The sequence below is a fragment of the Alishewanella maricola genome, assembly GCF_016343785.1.
GTDB classification, from domain to species: domain Bacteria; phylum Pseudomonadota; class Gammaproteobacteria; order Enterobacterales; family Alteromonadaceae; genus Alishewanella; species Alishewanella maricola.
Genome location: NZ_JAEINI020000002.1, coordinates 373159 through 387024, shown reverse-complemented (window position 1 = coordinate 387024; position 13866 = coordinate 373159). Strand labels below are relative to the sequence as shown.

The following is a 13866-nucleotide window of genomic DNA, read 5'->3' as shown; positions in this document are numbered from 1 at the left end:
TCCCAACCTCCGCCGGTGTGTGTTACCAGACAGCCAGGAAAGACTGGCGCGTATTGCTCTGTTCACTGGTAAAGGATGCCAATCAATCCGAGATATTGGCGCTAGTGAGCAGATCAATGCGTTTTAGGCGCATAAAAAAGCCCACTGTTCAGAGTGGGCCAGTCACTCACTTAAATAGGCTAAGCAAATGACAGCGACAAATTTAATAGATTTTAACGCTAAACGCAATGGGGGTAACCAGGTGATTGCCGATACTGACGATGGTTACACCAGAACGGCCAATGCCATTCAGGACCAATTGTGCAAAGCAGACTTAACCGGCGCTCAATTTAGAGTGCTGAGTGCCATTATTCGTATTACCTACGGCTACAACCAAAAAACTAACCGCATTACTAACACCTATTTGGCAGAGCTTACTGGCGTGTCTGAAAAGGGCGTAAGGTTATGCTTAGCTGAACTTCTTGATCGTAAGATGATTACGCTTGAAAAGTCAGGCCTGATGAAGTTGGTTGGGGTTAACAAAGTGATCAGCGAGTGGGTTATCACCACTGGCAAAAGCGAAAAGCAAAGCCTAAAAGGTAAGGCAAGCCGGAACAACTGTTCCGTACAAAGACGGAACAACGGTTCCTTTAAGGCGGTACAACAGTTACCACAAGACGGAACAACAGTTCCGTACAAGGGGAACAGTAGTTCCAGCACTAAAGACAACCTTAAAGACAACTTACTAAAGACAACTTCAAAAGATCTTGTGTCGTCGCCTTCGGCAGACGACGAACCGTTGAAACCTGATGCGGCTATTCAAAAAGGTAAGAACTGGGGCACGGAAGAAGATCTATCCCTTGCCAAACAGCTTGAAGGCATCCTAAAAAACACCCTTGGCGAGCATCACAGGCCACCAAACATGGCGCTATGGGCAAACGAAATACGACTAATGCGTACGCAAGATCGCCGAGAGCCAAAGCACCTGCTGACTTTATTCGCTTTTGCACATACCAATAATTTTTGGAAAACCACGCTGCATAGCCCCGCATCGCTGCGCAAGCACTGGGCAAAGATAGCCAGCCAGTATAACGAGAAAAAAGCGGGTTTTGGCAATGGCCAGAGCGGCATAACCATTGGTGAAAACGGGCAGCCTATGACCTCGCAAGACTGGGGCAAAAAGGGCCGTGAATTGGCGGTGAAAATATGAATAAACCTACTTTGATTAACGTTCCGCGCGGCCTGTTGGCAAAAGTGAAAGCCCATGCCAAGCACAGCGCCTTTACGCCAGACGAGTATTTAGCGTTTCAGCAACGCGAAGCACTGGCCGACTATCACCGCCAGCAAGAGCAGGTGCAGGCAGAACGCCAGCAACGCGCTGTTAAAAGCCTGCTTGAACGCAGTGGTGTGCAGGATATTTATTTGGCGGCAACGCTTGAAGGTTATCAGGTTTATCGGCCTGAGCAAGCCACCGCCATTAGCACGTGCCGCAAGTATTTAAGCAACTTTGGCCAATACGGTGCGGTTAAAAACATGGTGTTTTGTGGCAGCACTGGCACGGGCAAGAATCACATGGCCAGCGCGATATGTAACGCCCTTAATGCCAGTGGCAAAAGTGCTGTGGTAGCCACTGCGTTAGAAATTCAAATGAAAGCCCGGGCCGCACGGCGCCATGATAGCCATTTAACCGAAGATCGCGTGATTGCCAGCTTTGCCAATGTTGATTTGTTGGTACTGGATGAAATAGAGCTGGGCAGCACCTCAGATTATGACAGCAAGATCGTTAATGCGGTGATTGATCAGCGTGTAACGAAAGGCAAGGGCACGGTGGTGCTAACCAATATGGGCTTTGAACAGCTGGGTACTTATGTGGGTGAACGTATTGCCGATCGGCTGTTTGCCAGCTTTTACCTGGTGGAATGTTTCTGGCCAAGTTTTCGAACTAATAAACCCGCGGTGACCAATGGCGAATAAAGACGAGTATCAACGCCGCCTTAGAGCGGCCATGGCGGAACTTACGGCAGCGCATGTGGCATTACTGCAAGTTGATGGTGACAAAGCCAAGTTCACTTTTGCTGATGTGATGGCAGATAAGCTATTAGACATTGATCACAGCTTACAGCATTACCACAACGTTGTTGATCAGATCAGTCTAGATACTGAGGTGCATGTTTGATGAGTTTGCAGCCTATTGCAATTACTGAGACAGCCATTAAAAACGCTGTTAATGACGCCTCAGTTACCGAGCTGCGAGATATACGCAGTAGGCTGCATATTCGTTTTCATAGCTGCAGAACGAAAGCAACGTGGTTTTTGCAAAGGTATGAAGGTGGCAAAAGGCTCAGGCACAAAATTGGTTATTGGCCAGAGCTAAAAATAAAAGATGCGTTGTCTTTGGTTACGCCTTTGCTTAATCGTATTGGCCATGGCGAGCAAATGCAAAGTAGTGAGTTTAGAACAGTAGGCGACATGCTGAACTGGTATCTAAAACGCTTGGAAGCGGAAAAGGTAAAAAGCAAAAGCCGCCGAAATGGTGCTACCAGTGCAATAAAAAAGCATTTACTGCCGCGCTTGGGTAAACTTTTTATCGCTGATGTAAAAAAAATTACTATCGATGAAATGTTAATGCTGCCACTGCAAAAGGCATCGCTTAAAACGTCAACGATTAAACAATATTTTGCCATTTTAAAACGGGTTTTTGCCAGCGCTGCTGAATTAGAGCTGATAACAATTAATCCTATGTTATCGATGCAGTTTAAAGATCATGTGCAAAAGCGCATTGAGCCTAAAATGGGCAGCTTGATGGTGAGTGATATTGGCCGTGTAGCAAGTCATTTCATTACGCTGCCAGAACCCGCCAAAACCATGTTAATGCTGATGCTGATGTTTGCTACCCGCATTGGTGAAACACGCCAGCTACGTTGGAACTACATTGATTTTGACGCTGGCCAAATCACTATACCTGGGCGCATTACTAAAACAGGTGTAACTCACAACCTTCCTCTTACTGAGTTCTCTGTAGCAATTCTGAAAGCTTACCAAGCGCATTCAACTGGCCCTTATTTATTTGGCGAGCATACCGCTATGTCGTCGAGTGATGCCGATCGCATTGTTAGATCAATATCAAAAAGAAAGTGGAGTGCTCACGACTTACGCAAAGTTGCCAGAAGCTCATGGGCAGTATTGGGTGTTGATTTTTGGGTATCTGAAAGGCTGCTTAACCATGTTCAAAAGGGGCTGGATTTGGTTTATGTGAGTGTGGTGAATACGGATATGTTGACCCTTAAACGGGATGCGTTAGAGCGTTATCACGAGTGGCTAAAAGAGCAAATAAAAACCGCCAACCAAGCGCCAATAGAAATTAGCAAAATAACTTAAATAGCCAGTAGTGAAGCGGCTTTGAATGGTGTTTTTGTGTTTTCCAACATGGAACACGCCAAAGGTGTAAAAGAGGGGCAAAACTGAGCATGGCAACACAAAAAAGAGTGGCGCAGTTACGTGCACGGCGTAAAGAACAGGCAGCATTAATCCATGGCATTTGTTGTTGCTTAGTGGGTATAGCCTCCATTTTGATGATTGTTTTTATAGCGAGCTAAACCATGAGCAATGAACAGCAGAACCAAACCAACGAACAAAAACCAGCCAGTTGTTTAGATTGGGAGCTTACCCAAGCGCTGATCCATTTAAACAACGCCAAGGGCCTGACTGATAGCCGCCGTGCGCACCTGTTGTTATCGGCTGCGCAGATCGTTAAAGGGGTGCGTGAATCGTGAGCGGTGTAAAAATATCACGAAGATCCTTTCTCAAAGGATTGGTTGGGATAGCAATTACATCAGGTTTAAGCGTTCCTGCATTTGACAAGACAAGATTACCTTACGTAGCTGTTGGCGATATTGTTAACTATATAGGCCCTTCACCTGGATTTATCGGAGGGAAAAGAGTCATTCGCACAATGCCTTTTGATGGAATCGGATATCCGGTTGTTATTGCAGAAAACGGATTTGGTAAAAAAGTTATCGAAGAAACTTATTACGACATCGATCTTGCTGACTTTTTAAAAGAAGTTCCTGCTGATTTTTGGCATAAAAGCGAAAACAGAATTTACCCAAATATTCATACTTGGCTGCGTATGAAACGATATGGGGAAACAATTAAGCAAGCCATATACAAACTAAATTTTGCAAGTTCTCAAGATTTTATTAGCCTTTTATAAATTTTTAATGAGCGATGTTAATGGCTGCAATACCTAAGATTTGGTTGAATAAATTTCATAGCGATTCAGCACCCAATTACATGCGCTATGGGTTAATGCGTGGCGGCGTGGCTTATGTGCCTTGGTGGGGCGCTGATTCGATAAACATTAACCATGCTGATGGTAGCCGCATTGTTGGTGCGGAACTGCGAACAGCCACGATGTTAGAGTTTTAATCATGAATAGCAGGCAGAGGCGAAAAGCAGCAGCAGACGAGCATAACTACATGCTTTGGCTTTATAACAACACAAAGACGCAAGAAAGATGCAGACCAACGCCACGCAAAAGATCCGTAAATAATAGAAGTTCAGCCATTCTTCACACTATGGGTGCTATGGCTGCTCATGCTTGTAACATAAAAGTGAGCTTGAATGATTGAACTAACTTTGCCTTATCCTCCATCAGTAAACAGTTATTGGCGCTCTGTTCGTGTTGGCCATACAACAAAGGTGTTGGTGAGTTTGCCAGGGCGCAAGTTTCAGGCGGCAGTTAAAGAGGCCGTTTTAATAGGTCGATGCGCTAAGCAGTATGCTGGCCGGTTGGTGGTTGATGTGTACCTGTACCCAGCTGATGCCAGAAAACGCGATATTGATAACTGCTTAAAGTCTTTGCTCGATGCCTTGGGTAAAGCCGGGGTTTATATCGATGATAGCCAGATTGATGTATTGCGAGTGAGAAGGATGCAGCAGTTCGCCGGTGGTAAGTGTGAAGTTGTGGTAAAGGGTATTATTTAATGCGCGATACTGGCCCACATGGTGGTTTGATACTTAAGCTGATCCGAGAAAGGAAAGGGTTTACCCAAGAGCAGGTATCAGAAATCATGGGTATTGCTAGAAGAACATACCAACGGTGGGAAGCTGGCGAAAGTGAGCCAGAGTTCGGTTTGGTATTTATGATCTGCGAATGTGTTTTTAAAGTCGAGTTGTTGGACGCTATAACTATTGCCAGGGAGTATGAGATTGAACGCAAAAGAGCTTGATCGTTTGCTGCAAGATTGGGGGAAGTTTTGGGCTTCTCGTGAAGCACTCCAAGGGTATGCTAGTACATCGGTTACAGAACGTTGTTGCGAGGTGATGCGAACTGGCATTTGGGCAAGCTCGGATAAGCATTTATTCAGCCATCAAGCTGATCAGGTATTCGTACCATCTTGGGTGCGAGATATTGATAAGTGCGTTCAGCAGTTAACCGAGCAAGATCATCGGATGATTATAAACCGTCGTTACGTAAAAATGGTTAAGTTAAAACGTTCAGAACGTGTGCTTTTATGGATTGCACAGGCAGAATTATTGGGTTTTTTGTAATTATTTTCACTATGCGCCATTTTTGGCGTGTTTTTCACCCTTAAAAACAGCTATATTTCTCTAAGCTTGCACAAGTTGTAAATACTTTAAGCGCACTAAACCCCGAACCTCAGCTCGGGGTTTTTTTATGGACAAAATTCATGAATAACTTCGCCAAAGCATTAGATGTGGTTCTTCATCATGAAGGTGGCTATGTCAATCACCCTAATGATCCAGGCGGCGAAACTATCTATGGCATCAGCCGTCGTTCACACCCAGATGTGTGGGCAAAGGGCAGGCCTTCAATTGATGATGCTAAACGCATCTATCACCGCGATTATTGGTTACCTATTAAAGCAGATGCGTTACCTCTACCGGTTGCGCTAATGGTATTTGATACCGCTGTTAATTCGGGCAATCGTCGTGCGGTGATGTTACTGCAGCGAGCATTGCGAGTGTCAGAGGATGGCGTTATTGGACCTGTCACACTGGCCGCCGCAAACAAGGCTGATACCAGAACGCTGGTTAATCACATCGCTGCAGAGCGCATTACTTTTAATAGCTCCCTTAGTAATTGGGGTTCGTTTGGTTTGGGATGGTCGCGCCGTGTTGTTGATGTGGCGGTAACTGCTGTTCAATTAATAAAGTGAGGCGACTATGCCAACATTTCTAATTAAGGTTCTTAAGGGCCTAGCCATTCATTTTGCGACTAAGTATGCAGCAGAACTGCTGGTTAAGGCTGCCATCGAGGCGATGGAGAAAGCCGCTAAGCGCACCAGTACGCTAATGGATGATGAGTTAGTGGCTAAGGTTAAGGCTGATAAAGAAACGATTATCAATATCGTAAGCGGTAAAGGTTAATCGATGGATCAGCACGTAAGGCCAGAAGAGCAAACCGAATCAACTAATGAAAGAAGCTGGCATCTGGATAAAACTATCAGTGTTGGCCACTTAGTAAGTACAGTGATCATTGCTGTTTCTATATTCAGCTGGGCGGTTACGCTCGACAAACGAGTAGAGCAGAACAGCATATCAATATCGCATATCAAAGAGCAGCAGATGGCTGAACAGCGTCGTGCTCAAGAGTTGCGCCAAGAGATCAAGCAAGACCTGCGTGATATTAACGCAAAGCTTGACCGGATGATTGAAAGCCAGGCTAAGCGCTGATGCCATCAAAGCAGCTAAAGCCATGCCGCAAGTGCAAGAAATCACTAACGCGCTGCCGATCTGGCTACTGTGATAAATGTAAGCCTGCTGATGATACCAATTGGAGTGGTTGGCAGAAGCAAAAGGGCAACAGGCACGAGCGTGGATATGGCAACGCATGGCAAAAGCTGCGCTTAACCATACTTGATCGTGATGATAACCTTTGCCAAGAGTGCTTAAGACAAGGTGTGTTCACCAGAGGCACCCACATCGACCACATCAAGCCGAAATCTAAAGGCGGCACAGACGATCAGACTAATCTGCAAGCCCTTTGTAAGCCCTGCCATGACGCCAAAACGGCCTCAGAGCGCACCGGGGGGGCGGGGTAAATCTCTGCAGCTTAAATTTTCTGTACCGCCCCTTAAGTCAGATTTTTACACCCGCGAAATTAAAAGTTTGACCTACGCGATCCAGAGGTGACCATGACCGGCAAGTCAGTCGTGCCTGGCCGTGGTCGTAAGCCTAAGCCAACAGCCCGAAAAGTGGCCGCTGGTAACCCAGGCAAGCGGAAGCTGAACGACCGCGAGCCAAGCTACAGTGAAATACAAAGTGTTGATGCGCCCGAGTGGTTAAGTGCCGATGCGGCAACGATGTGGACGCTCGTTACAACTGAGCTTATCCGCGAGGGTGTGTTAACCGTTACTGATCTGCATAACGTTGAAGCGTTCTGCACAAGCTATAGCAACTGGCGAATAGCTCAAAAAGAAATTGATCAGAATGGCATCACCGTTGAAGGTGCCACTGGCGGCTTGCAGAAAAACCCAGCCGTTACTGTTGCCAATGAAAGCTTGCGCCAGATAGTTACCTTCGGTTCATTGCTCGGATTAGATCCATCTAGCCGCAGCCGGTTAATGGGATCCGCTAAAAAGCCAGTCGGCAACCAGTTTTCCGAGTTCTAAATGGCAAAAATTGAACGTTACCCGCATTGCAATCGGGCGGCAAAGTATGCCCGAGACATTGTTGCCGGTCGAGTTCCGGCCTGTAAGTACGTAAAACTGGCATGCGAACGCTTTTTAGTTGACCTAGAACAGAGCAGTAAGAAGGTATTTAAGTACCGATTCGACAGAGATAAGGCCGAAAGGTCTTGCCGCTTTGTTGAAAAGCTACCGCACACCAAAGGCGAATGGGCCTTTCGTGGTGAAAAACTAAAGCTGGAACCCTGGCAAAGTTTCATTATTGCCAATGCTTTTGGCTGGATCCGAAAAAAAGGTGGCAAGCGTCGGTACCGCGAAGTGTATACCGAAGTGCCACGTAAAAATGGTAAGTCGGCTGTTAGTTCCGGCGTGGCCGTTTACACCTTTGCCGCTGATGGCGAGTTTGGTGCTGAAGTCTATTCAGGCGCCACTACTGAAAAGCAAGCTTGGGAAGTATTCCGGCCAGCCAAGCTAATGTGTTCGCGAACACCCGATCTGCTCGCGCACTTTGGCATAGAAGTTAACGCCAGTACCATTAGCAAGCCATCAGACGCGGCCAGATTAGAGCCCGTGATCGGTAAGCCAGGTGACGGTGCCAGCCCTAGCTGCGCCATCATCGATGAATACCACGAGCACGACACCAGCGACCTATACGACACCATGCTTACGGGTATGGGCGCAAGGGCTCAGCCGCTTCTGTGGATCATCACCACCGCTGGTGCCAACATCGAAGGCCCCTGTTACGACAAACGCCGCGGTGTAATAGAAATGCTCGAAGGCATCACGCCTGACGACGAGCTATTTGGCATTATTTACACCATCGACGTTGAAGACGACTGGACAGATCCAGCCGTACTGCGCAAGGCAAACCCGAATATGGGTGTGTCGGTGCACGAAGATTACCTCTTAAGCCAGCAGCAGCGGGCCATTAAAAACGCACGGTTTACCAATACCTTTAAAACAAAGCATTTAAACGTATGGGTAAGCGCTAAAACCGCGTTCTTTAACCTAGAATCGTGGAAAGCCTGCGAAGATAAAACACTCGAAATATCAAGCTTTGCCGGGCAAGAATGCATTATAGCTAACGACTTAGCCACCAAGCTCGACTTAACCGCCATGGTGCCATTGTTCTGGCGCGACATTTGCGGCAAACGGCACTACTACTGCATAGGCAGTAAGTTTTTTATACCTTACGACACCGTTTACAGCAGCGACGATCAAAAGCTGGCCCAGCGTTACCAGAAATGGGCTAACACAGGCAGCATCATCGTTACCGACGGTGCCGAAATAAATTTTAAAGACGTGATGGAAGAGATCCTTAACTTCCACCGCGAAGCACCCGTTCGTGAAGTGCCATTAGATCCACACGGTGCCACAGCACTCGCCCACGATTTAGAGGGCGAAGGCCTACTGCCGGTAAACATACCGCAGAACTACACCCACATGAGTGAACCCATGAAAGAACTGGAAGCCGCAATACAAAGCGGCCGGTTTCATCATGACGGCCACCCAATATTGACCTGGTGTATCGGCAACGTGGTAGCGCAAGTTACCCCAGACGAAAAGATGATGCGCCCAGTAAAAGAAAAACGGGGCTCAGTTAACAAAATAGACGGCGCAGTAGCGTTGATTATGGCAATTTCACGAGCAATGGCGAACGACCCGCCAGAGCCTGAACCAAACATACGGACACTTTGATGGGTTTATTTAAACGATTATTCGGCACTAAAAATACCGACATCATAGATAGCCCTGAAAAATTACTCGCCTTATTTTCATCTTTTGGCATGTCGGCGGCAGGAATAAACATTACCCCAGCCAATGCTATGCAAATTGCTACCGTTTACGGTTGTGTGCGGGTACTGGCTGAATCTGTTGGCATGCTGCCGCTTAACTTAATGAAGCAAAACGGCCGCCAAAAAGAAAAAGACAGCAAGAACGATCTGTACTGGCGGATGCAAAACGGCCCGAACGATTACATGACAGCTCAAGAGTTTAAAGAGCTGATCATGGTTCACCTTTGTTTGCGCGGCAACCATTACTCATTTATCAATCGTTCTTCCACTGGCAAAGTGTTAGAGCTTTTGCCACTAGCACCGCATTGCGTAGAGCCAAAACTTAACGACGACTGGACCGTTCAGTACAAAGTTACCTTTGCCAAAGGTAATCAACGCACGCTCGACGCCAGTGAAATATTGCACTTGCGCCTATTTACCGTTGATGGTCTCAACGGATTAAGCCCAATTAGCTACGGCCGCCATGCCATGGGGCTAGCAAAGGCCACTGAAACCCATGGCAGCAAGTTATTTGCTAATGCCGCACGGCCATCAGGTGGTTTTAAAACAGAAAAATCGCTAACCGATCCCCAGTTCAACCGGCTTAAAGATCAGTTCTCTGACTACAGCGGCGAAAACGCCCTTAAAAACTTGATACTGGAAGGCGGATTAGAGTGGTTTCAAACCACCATGAGCAGCGAAGACGCCCAGTTTCTTGAAACTCGAAAATATCAACGATCTGAAATATGCGGCCTTTACCGCGTGCCCCCGCACATGGTTGCCGATTTAGAAAAAGCCACATTCAGTAACATAGAGCACCAAAGCTTAGACTTTGTGCAGCACAGCCTCATGCCATATCTAACGCGCATAGAGCAGCGCTTTGATAAAGACCTGCTTAAGTCAGACAAAACCCGTTATTTCAAATTTAACGCCAACGCCCTGCTGCGCGGTGCCATGAAAGATCGCGCAGAGTTCTACGGCAAACTGGTTAACTTAGGCGCGCTAAGCCCCAACGACGTGCGTGAATACGAAGACATGAACCCGCGTGAAAATGGCGACATTTACCTAACACCAAGCAACATGCTTATTGATGGCAAGCTGCCGGAGACACAAAAATGAAATACAAACACGGCATTCAAACCCGCAATCGCTTAGATATGCAGCTTAATATTAAAGCGGTAAGCGACAGCGGAGAATTTGAAGGGTACGGCAGCGTATTTGGCATAAAAGACAGCTACGGCGACATCGTAATGCCTGGTGCATTTAATGCCTCATTAGCCGCTTGGAAAGCCAAAAAACAATTGCCAGCCATGCTTTGGCAACACCGCATGGACGAGCCTATCGGTATTTTCACCGAAATGTATGAAGACGCCACCGGTTTATTTGTAAAAGGTCGGTTGCTTATCGAAGACGACCCAATGGCCAAGCGGGCACATGCCCACATGAAAGCCGGATCCATCTCAGGCATGAGCATTGGTTACATTCTCAAAGATTGGGAATACGACAAAACCAAAGAAGCTTACATGCTAAAAGATATTGAATTATGGGAAGTGTCGTTAGTGACATTTCCCGCCAATGACGAGGCCCGTGTGGCCGAAGTTAAATCAGTTTTAAGTTCTGGTGAGTTACCCGCTCAAAGTCTTGTGGAGCGGTGCCTGCGCGATGCTGGTTTCTCTAGAACTCAAGCCAAAACCATAGTAGGTGGCGGTTACAAGGCCCTGCGCGATGCTGGCGGAACAACAAACTTGGATTCATTACACTTTTTACTTGATTCAATAGGATAACTATTATGAACAAAACATATAACAAACCCATGATGATGCCAGCAGCGTCTGCATTTTCACACAAAGAAGCAGGTTCTGATCCGGTAAAAGAAGTCGCCGAAAAAATAGCGGCTAAATTCACCGAGTTTACAGAAAAAAACGATAAGCGCTTAGCTGCCGTTGAATCCGAAAAAGGCGCATTAGCTGGAAAGGTAGAAAGCTTAGGTGAACAGTTACTTGAGCTAGAAAGCTTAAAAGCCACTATCGAAGCGTTAGAGAAAAAATCTAACCGCCCAGGCGCAACCAGCACCACGCCAGAACAGGCTGAGCACAAAGACGCGTTTAACAAGTTTTTGCGCAAAGGTCAGGACCAAGGCTTAGGTGCATTACAAGCCAAGGCCCTTAACATCACTGACGATCCAGACGGTGGTTACGCAGTGCCAGAAGAGCTAGACCGCAACATTCTCAGCCTATTACGTAACACCACGCCAATGCGGCAGCTGGCAAACGTAATCAGTATGGGTGGTGCTGAATATAAAAAATTGGTTAGCTTAGGTGGTGCTAATTCTGGTTGGGTAGGCGAGCAAGCCGCACGGCCAGCAACAAACACCCCAACACTGGCACAAATTACCCCATTTATGGGCGAAATTTACGCCAATCCACAAGCCACCCAAACCATGTTAGATGATGTGTTTTTTAACGCAGAATCATGGTTAAGTTCAGAAGTAGCAACAGACTTTGCCGAAAAAGAGAACCTTGCGTTCACTAGCGGCGATGGCACGTTAAAGCCAAAAGGTTTGTTAGCTTACGCAACGGCAGCAACGTCTGACGCTACGCGCGCTTTTGGTACCTTTGAGCATATCAACACCGGTACGGTGGGTGCGATTACTGGCGATGATATCGTTAAGTTCTTCACCAACTTTAAAGCAGGCTACTTAATGGGCAGCCGTTGGCAGTTCAGCCGCACCACATTGGCTGCACTTATGGTGTTAAAAGATGGTGACGGTAACTATTTATGGCGCCCAGGCTTAAGCGAAAGTGCACCATCTGTTCTGGCGGGCTTCGGCTACACCATTAACGATGATATGCCATCAATCGCTGCCGGTGCCAATGCTATCGCCTTTGGTGATCACAAGCGTGCTTACACCATTATCGACCGCATGGGTACTCGAGTATTACGTGACCCGTTCACCAACAAGCCGTTCGTGGGCTTTTACACCACAAAACGCGTTGGCGGTATGGCAGTAGACACTCAGGCTGTTAAGTTCCTGAAAATCCGCGCTTCTTAAACCCTGGTCGCACGTTAGCCCCGCCAGTCGGGGCTTTTTTTATAAGGTAAAACCATGAGCAAAGCCAAGAAAGACGAAGCTGCAACAGTTACCGCTGTTCAGGCAGACGCAGCACCCGCCCCAGAAGCTGAATTACCACCAGTCGCAGAAACGGAAGTGCCTAGCATTGAAATTCTGAAAGACTTTTCGGCCAGCGAAAACGGCGCGATTGTGCAAGATTACAAAGCCGGCGAATTACACATAACGTTACCGCCAGTAGCCGCAAATTATGCCATTGCTATTGGCGCAGTAAGTAAAGCAGACGCTGAAAAGCTAAAAGCCAGCGTAGCTGAAGAAAAACCGGAAGCCTAAACAGCATGATTTCTCTGGAAAGCATTAAACGCCAATGCCGGTTAGAACTGGACGACAGCACCGAAGATGCCTATCTGCAAGAATTGCTCGATGATGCCATTGAAGCAGTAGAGCAGCGGCTAAATCGCAAGCTATATGCCGATCAAAACGCCATCGATGCCGATCCAGCAGCTACTGCAACCGCGTTAATATTGCCTCGCAGTGTACGCCGTGCGGTATTAATGCTTATTTCAGACCTATACGAAAACCGTGGCGCTACCAGCGTATTAATGCTGAATAACAACCCGCTTTTCGATCAAATGCTAAACCCTTGGCGAGTTTACCCCAATGGCTATTAACGCAGGCGCAATGCGGCACCGGGTACTGCTTTGTCAAAAAAATGCCAATGCGCGCAACGAATCAGGCGCATTAGAAGCCAGCTACAGCACCGTAAGATCGTTTTGGGCTGGCATTCTTACGGCTAAACAAGCCCAGCAGCGCTTGGCCAGTGGCATGGCGTTACCCACTAACGTTACTTTTCATTGTCGCTTTATGCCAAATGTAACAACCAGCATGGCCGTATTTTACCAAGGCAAGTATCACGACATTACCGAAATAGAAAACCCAGCAGGCCGAAACACCGAGCTTTACCTGGTAACCGAGCACAAGCTATGAACGAAAACAAAGCGGAATTCGCTGTTGTGCAAATACTTAACGGTAACGCCACGTTAGCCACTGAGCTTGACGGCCGCATAACGCCCTTATTACGCGATGAAAACGGCACTTTACCCGCCATTGTTTATGCAGGCTCTGCCCCAAATCGCCAGCGCTACCTCGACGGCAGCTTTATGGACATAGCAACAGTAGATATGAGCTTTGAGCTATGGGCCACCAACTACATACAAGCCAAACGGCTCGTTTCAATTGCCGTTGGCGCGCTTAACAACTTTAGCGGCAACATTGCCGGCATATCGGTATTAACTATCGACTGCGAAGCCGGCCCCGAGGGCGGCATCTGGGACGGTGACGAAATGGTTGTAGAGTTTACGGCCAAGGTAACAGCAAAAGGACTATAGGC

General features: G+C 47.2%; 23 protein-coding genes. All 23 read left to right on the top strand.

The annotated features are described in order from the left end of the window. The first annotated feature begins 187 nt into the window (after positions 1 to 187). The 23 genes from JAO78_RS05285 to JAO78_RS05175 all read left to right on the top strand — a co-directional run bounded on the left by JAO78_RS05285 (position 188) and on the right by JAO78_RS05175 (position 13864). Positions 188 to 1189, top strand: a complete 1002-nt coding sequence (locus tag JAO78_RS05285; RefSeq protein ID WP_226750311.1) for a replication protein — start codon at positions 188 to 190, stop codon at positions 1187 to 1189. Next, complete coding sequence (locus tag JAO78_RS05280; protein WP_226750310.1) at positions 1186 to 1953, top strand: ATP-binding protein; 768 nt, start codon at positions 1186 to 1188, stop codon at positions 1951 to 1953. Before JAO78_RS05285 ends, JAO78_RS05280 begins: the two co-directional genes overlap by 4 nt. Beyond that, on the top strand, positions 1943 to 2155 hold the full coding sequence (locus tag JAO78_RS05275) for a hypothetical protein (protein WP_226750309.1): 213 nt from the start codon (positions 1943 to 1945) through the stop codon (positions 2153 to 2155). Before JAO78_RS05280 ends, JAO78_RS05275 begins: the two co-directional genes overlap by 11 nt. Then, a complete protein-coding gene (locus tag JAO78_RS05270; protein WP_226750308.1) occupies positions 2155 to 3357 on the top strand; it encodes a tyrosine-type recombinase/integrase in 1203 nt (400 codons plus the stop codon). Before JAO78_RS05275 ends, JAO78_RS05270 begins: the two co-directional genes overlap by 1 nt. A gap of 221 nt (positions 3358 to 3578) precedes the next feature. Beyond that, positions 3579 to 3752 (top strand): hypothetical protein, encoded by a 174-nt coding sequence (locus tag JAO78_RS05265; protein WP_226750307.1) that lies wholly within the window; start codon positions 3579 to 3581, stop codon positions 3750 to 3752. Further along, positions 3749 to 4192, top strand: a complete 444-nt coding sequence (locus tag JAO78_RS05260; RefSeq protein WP_226750306.1) for a hypothetical protein — start codon at positions 3749 to 3751, stop codon at positions 4190 to 4192. The genes JAO78_RS05265 and JAO78_RS05260 overlap by 4 nt, the downstream gene beginning before the upstream one ends. 20 nt (positions 4193 to 4212) lie before the next feature. Next, the gene (locus tag JAO78_RS05255) at positions 4213 to 4407 is read left to right on the top strand and encodes a hypothetical protein (RefSeq protein ID WP_226750305.1); all 195 of its coding nucleotides are present in this window, start codon (positions 4213 to 4215) and stop codon (positions 4405 to 4407) included. 195 nt (positions 4408 to 4602) lie between these two features. Next, positions 4603 to 4965: a RusA family crossover junction endodeoxyribonuclease gene (locus JAO78_RS05250; RefSeq protein ID WP_226750304.1), complete on the top strand. Its 363-nt coding sequence runs from the start codon at positions 4603 to 4605 to the stop codon at positions 4963 to 4965. Continuing rightward, positions 4965 to 5210: a helix-turn-helix transcriptional regulator gene (locus tag JAO78_RS05245; protein WP_226750303.1), complete on the top strand. Its 246-nt coding sequence runs from the start codon at positions 4965 to 4967 to the stop codon at positions 5208 to 5210. Before JAO78_RS05250 ends, JAO78_RS05245 begins: the two co-directional genes overlap by 1 nt. Next, the gene (locus JAO78_RS05240; protein ID WP_226750302.1) at positions 5191 to 5532 is read left to right on the top strand and encodes a hypothetical protein; all 342 of its coding nucleotides are present in this window, start codon (positions 5191 to 5193) and stop codon (positions 5530 to 5532) included. The genes JAO78_RS05245 and JAO78_RS05240 overlap by 20 nt, the downstream gene beginning before the upstream one ends. A gap of 140 nt (positions 5533 to 5672) precedes the next feature. Next, positions 5673 to 6161, top strand: a complete 489-nt coding sequence (locus tag JAO78_RS05235) for a glycoside hydrolase family 108 protein (protein WP_226750301.1) — start codon at positions 5673 to 5675, stop codon at positions 6159 to 6161. A 7-nt stretch (positions 6162 to 6168) separates the two neighbouring features. After that, positions 6169 to 6372 (top strand): hypothetical protein, encoded by a 204-nt coding sequence (locus JAO78_RS05230; protein ID WP_226750300.1) that lies wholly within the window; start codon positions 6169 to 6171, stop codon positions 6370 to 6372. Between the two features lie 3 nt (positions 6373 to 6375). Continuing rightward, positions 6376 to 6678 carry a hypothetical protein gene (locus tag JAO78_RS05225; RefSeq protein WP_226750299.1) on the top strand — a complete coding sequence of 101 codons (303 nt, stop codon included), beginning with the start codon at positions 6376 to 6378 and terminating at the stop codon, positions 6676 to 6678. Continuing rightward, the gene (locus tag JAO78_RS05220) at positions 6678 to 7046 is read left to right on the top strand and encodes an HNH endonuclease (protein WP_226750298.1); all 369 of its coding nucleotides are present in this window, start codon (positions 6678 to 6680) and stop codon (positions 7044 to 7046) included. Before JAO78_RS05225 ends, JAO78_RS05220 begins: the two co-directional genes overlap by 1 nt. Positions 7047 to 7139: 93 nt before the next feature. After that, positions 7140 to 7616, top strand: coding sequence for a phage terminase small subunit P27 family (locus JAO78_RS05215; RefSeq protein WP_226750297.1), 477 nt, complete (start codon positions 7140 to 7142; stop codon positions 7614 to 7616). Then, on the top strand, positions 7617 to 9329 hold the full coding sequence (locus JAO78_RS05210; RefSeq protein WP_226750296.1) for a terminase large subunit: 1713 nt from the start codon (positions 7617 to 7619) through the stop codon (positions 9327 to 9329). It abuts the gene before it with no gap. Further along, positions 9329 to 10525, top strand: a complete 1197-nt coding sequence (locus tag JAO78_RS05205; RefSeq protein WP_226750295.1) for a phage portal protein — start codon at positions 9329 to 9331, stop codon at positions 10523 to 10525. The genes JAO78_RS05210 and JAO78_RS05205 overlap by 1 nt, the downstream gene beginning before the upstream one ends. After that, positions 10522 to 11190, top strand: coding sequence for an HK97 family phage prohead protease (locus JAO78_RS05200; protein ID WP_226750294.1), 669 nt, complete (start codon positions 10522 to 10524; stop codon positions 11188 to 11190). The genes JAO78_RS05205 and JAO78_RS05200 overlap by 4 nt, the downstream gene beginning before the upstream one ends. Before the next feature lie 5 nt (positions 11191 to 11195). After that, the gene (locus tag JAO78_RS05195; RefSeq protein WP_226750293.1) at positions 11196 to 12458 is read left to right on the top strand and encodes a phage major capsid protein; all 1263 of its coding nucleotides are present in this window, start codon (positions 11196 to 11198) and stop codon (positions 12456 to 12458) included. A gap of 54 nt (positions 12459 to 12512) precedes the next feature. After that, positions 12513 to 12809, top strand: a complete 297-nt coding sequence (locus JAO78_RS05190; protein WP_226750292.1) for a hypothetical protein — start codon at positions 12513 to 12515, stop codon at positions 12807 to 12809. Between the two features lie 5 nt (positions 12810 to 12814). Beyond that, entirely contained in the window at positions 12815 to 13147 is a 333-nt protein-coding gene (locus JAO78_RS05185; protein WP_226750291.1) for a head-tail connector protein, read from the top strand. Continuing rightward, positions 13137 to 13463 carry a phage head closure protein gene (locus JAO78_RS05180; RefSeq protein WP_226750290.1) on the top strand — a complete coding sequence of 109 codons (327 nt, stop codon included), beginning with the start codon at positions 13137 to 13139 and terminating at the stop codon, positions 13461 to 13463. Before JAO78_RS05185 ends, JAO78_RS05180 begins: the two co-directional genes overlap by 11 nt. Beyond that, complete coding sequence (locus JAO78_RS05175) at positions 13460 to 13864, top strand: hypothetical protein (RefSeq protein ID WP_226750289.1); 405 nt, start codon at positions 13460 to 13462, stop codon at positions 13862 to 13864. The genes JAO78_RS05180 and JAO78_RS05175 overlap by 4 nt, the downstream gene beginning before the upstream one ends. The last annotated feature ends 2 nt before the right edge of the window (positions 13865 to 13866 follow it).

Coding starts and splice junctions, on each gene's coding strand:
- JAO78_RS05230 (WP_226750300.1), top strand. CDS start 6,169: ATGCCAACATTTCTAATTAAGGTTCTTAAGGGCCTAGCCATTCATTTT.
- JAO78_RS05200 (WP_226750294.1), top strand. CDS start 10,522: ATGAAATACAAACACGGCATTCAAACCCGCAATCGCTTAGATATGCAG.
- JAO78_RS05270 (WP_226750308.1), top strand. CDS start 2,155: ATGAGTTTGCAGCCTATTGCAATTACTGAGACAGCCATTAAAAACGCT.
- JAO78_RS05220 (WP_226750298.1), top strand. CDS start 6,678: ATGCCATCAAAGCAGCTAAAGCCATGCCGCAAGTGCAAGAAATCACTA.
- JAO78_RS05265 (WP_226750307.1), top strand. CDS start 3,579: ATGAGCAATGAACAGCAGAACCAAACCAACGAACAAAAACCAGCCAGT.
- JAO78_RS05245 (WP_226750303.1), top strand. CDS start 4,965: ATGCGCGATACTGGCCCACATGGTGGTTTGATACTTAAGCTGATCCGA.
- JAO78_RS05195 (WP_226750293.1), top strand. CDS start 11,196: ATGAACAAAACATATAACAAACCCATGATGATGCCAGCAGCGTCTGCA.
- JAO78_RS05285 (WP_226750311.1), top strand. CDS start 188: ATGACAGCGACAAATTTAATAGATTTTAACGCTAAACGCAATGGGGGT.
- JAO78_RS05280 (WP_226750310.1), top strand. CDS start 1,186: ATGAATAAACCTACTTTGATTAACGTTCCGCGCGGCCTGTTGGCAAAA.
- JAO78_RS05210 (WP_226750296.1), top strand. CDS start 7,617: ATGGCAAAAATTGAACGTTACCCGCATTGCAATCGGGCGGCAAAGTAT.
- JAO78_RS05175 (WP_226750289.1), top strand. CDS start 13,460: ATGAACGAAAACAAAGCGGAATTCGCTGTTGTGCAAATACTTAACGGT.
- JAO78_RS05275 (WP_226750309.1), top strand. CDS start 1,943: ATGGCGAATAAAGACGAGTATCAACGCCGCCTTAGAGCGGCCATGGCG.
- JAO78_RS05185 (WP_226750291.1), top strand. CDS start 12,815: ATGATTTCTCTGGAAAGCATTAAACGCCAATGCCGGTTAGAACTGGAC.
- JAO78_RS05190 (WP_226750292.1), top strand. CDS start 12,513: ATGAGCAAAGCCAAGAAAGACGAAGCTGCAACAGTTACCGCTGTTCAG.
- JAO78_RS05250 (WP_226750304.1), top strand. CDS start 4,603: ATGATTGAACTAACTTTGCCTTATCCTCCATCAGTAAACAGTTATTGG.
- JAO78_RS05235 (WP_226750301.1), top strand. CDS start 5,673: ATGAATAACTTCGCCAAAGCATTAGATGTGGTTCTTCATCATGAAGGT.
- JAO78_RS05255 (WP_226750305.1), top strand. CDS start 4,213: ATGGCTGCAATACCTAAGATTTGGTTGAATAAATTTCATAGCGATTCA.
- JAO78_RS05205 (WP_226750295.1), top strand. CDS start 9,329: ATGGGTTTATTTAAACGATTATTCGGCACTAAAAATACCGACATCATA.
- JAO78_RS05215 (WP_226750297.1), top strand. CDS start 7,140: ATGACCGGCAAGTCAGTCGTGCCTGGCCGTGGTCGTAAGCCTAAGCCA.
- JAO78_RS05225 (WP_226750299.1), top strand. CDS start 6,376: ATGGATCAGCACGTAAGGCCAGAAGAGCAAACCGAATCAACTAATGAA.
- JAO78_RS05180 (WP_226750290.1), top strand. CDS start 13,137: ATGGCTATTAACGCAGGCGCAATGCGGCACCGGGTACTGCTTTGTCAA.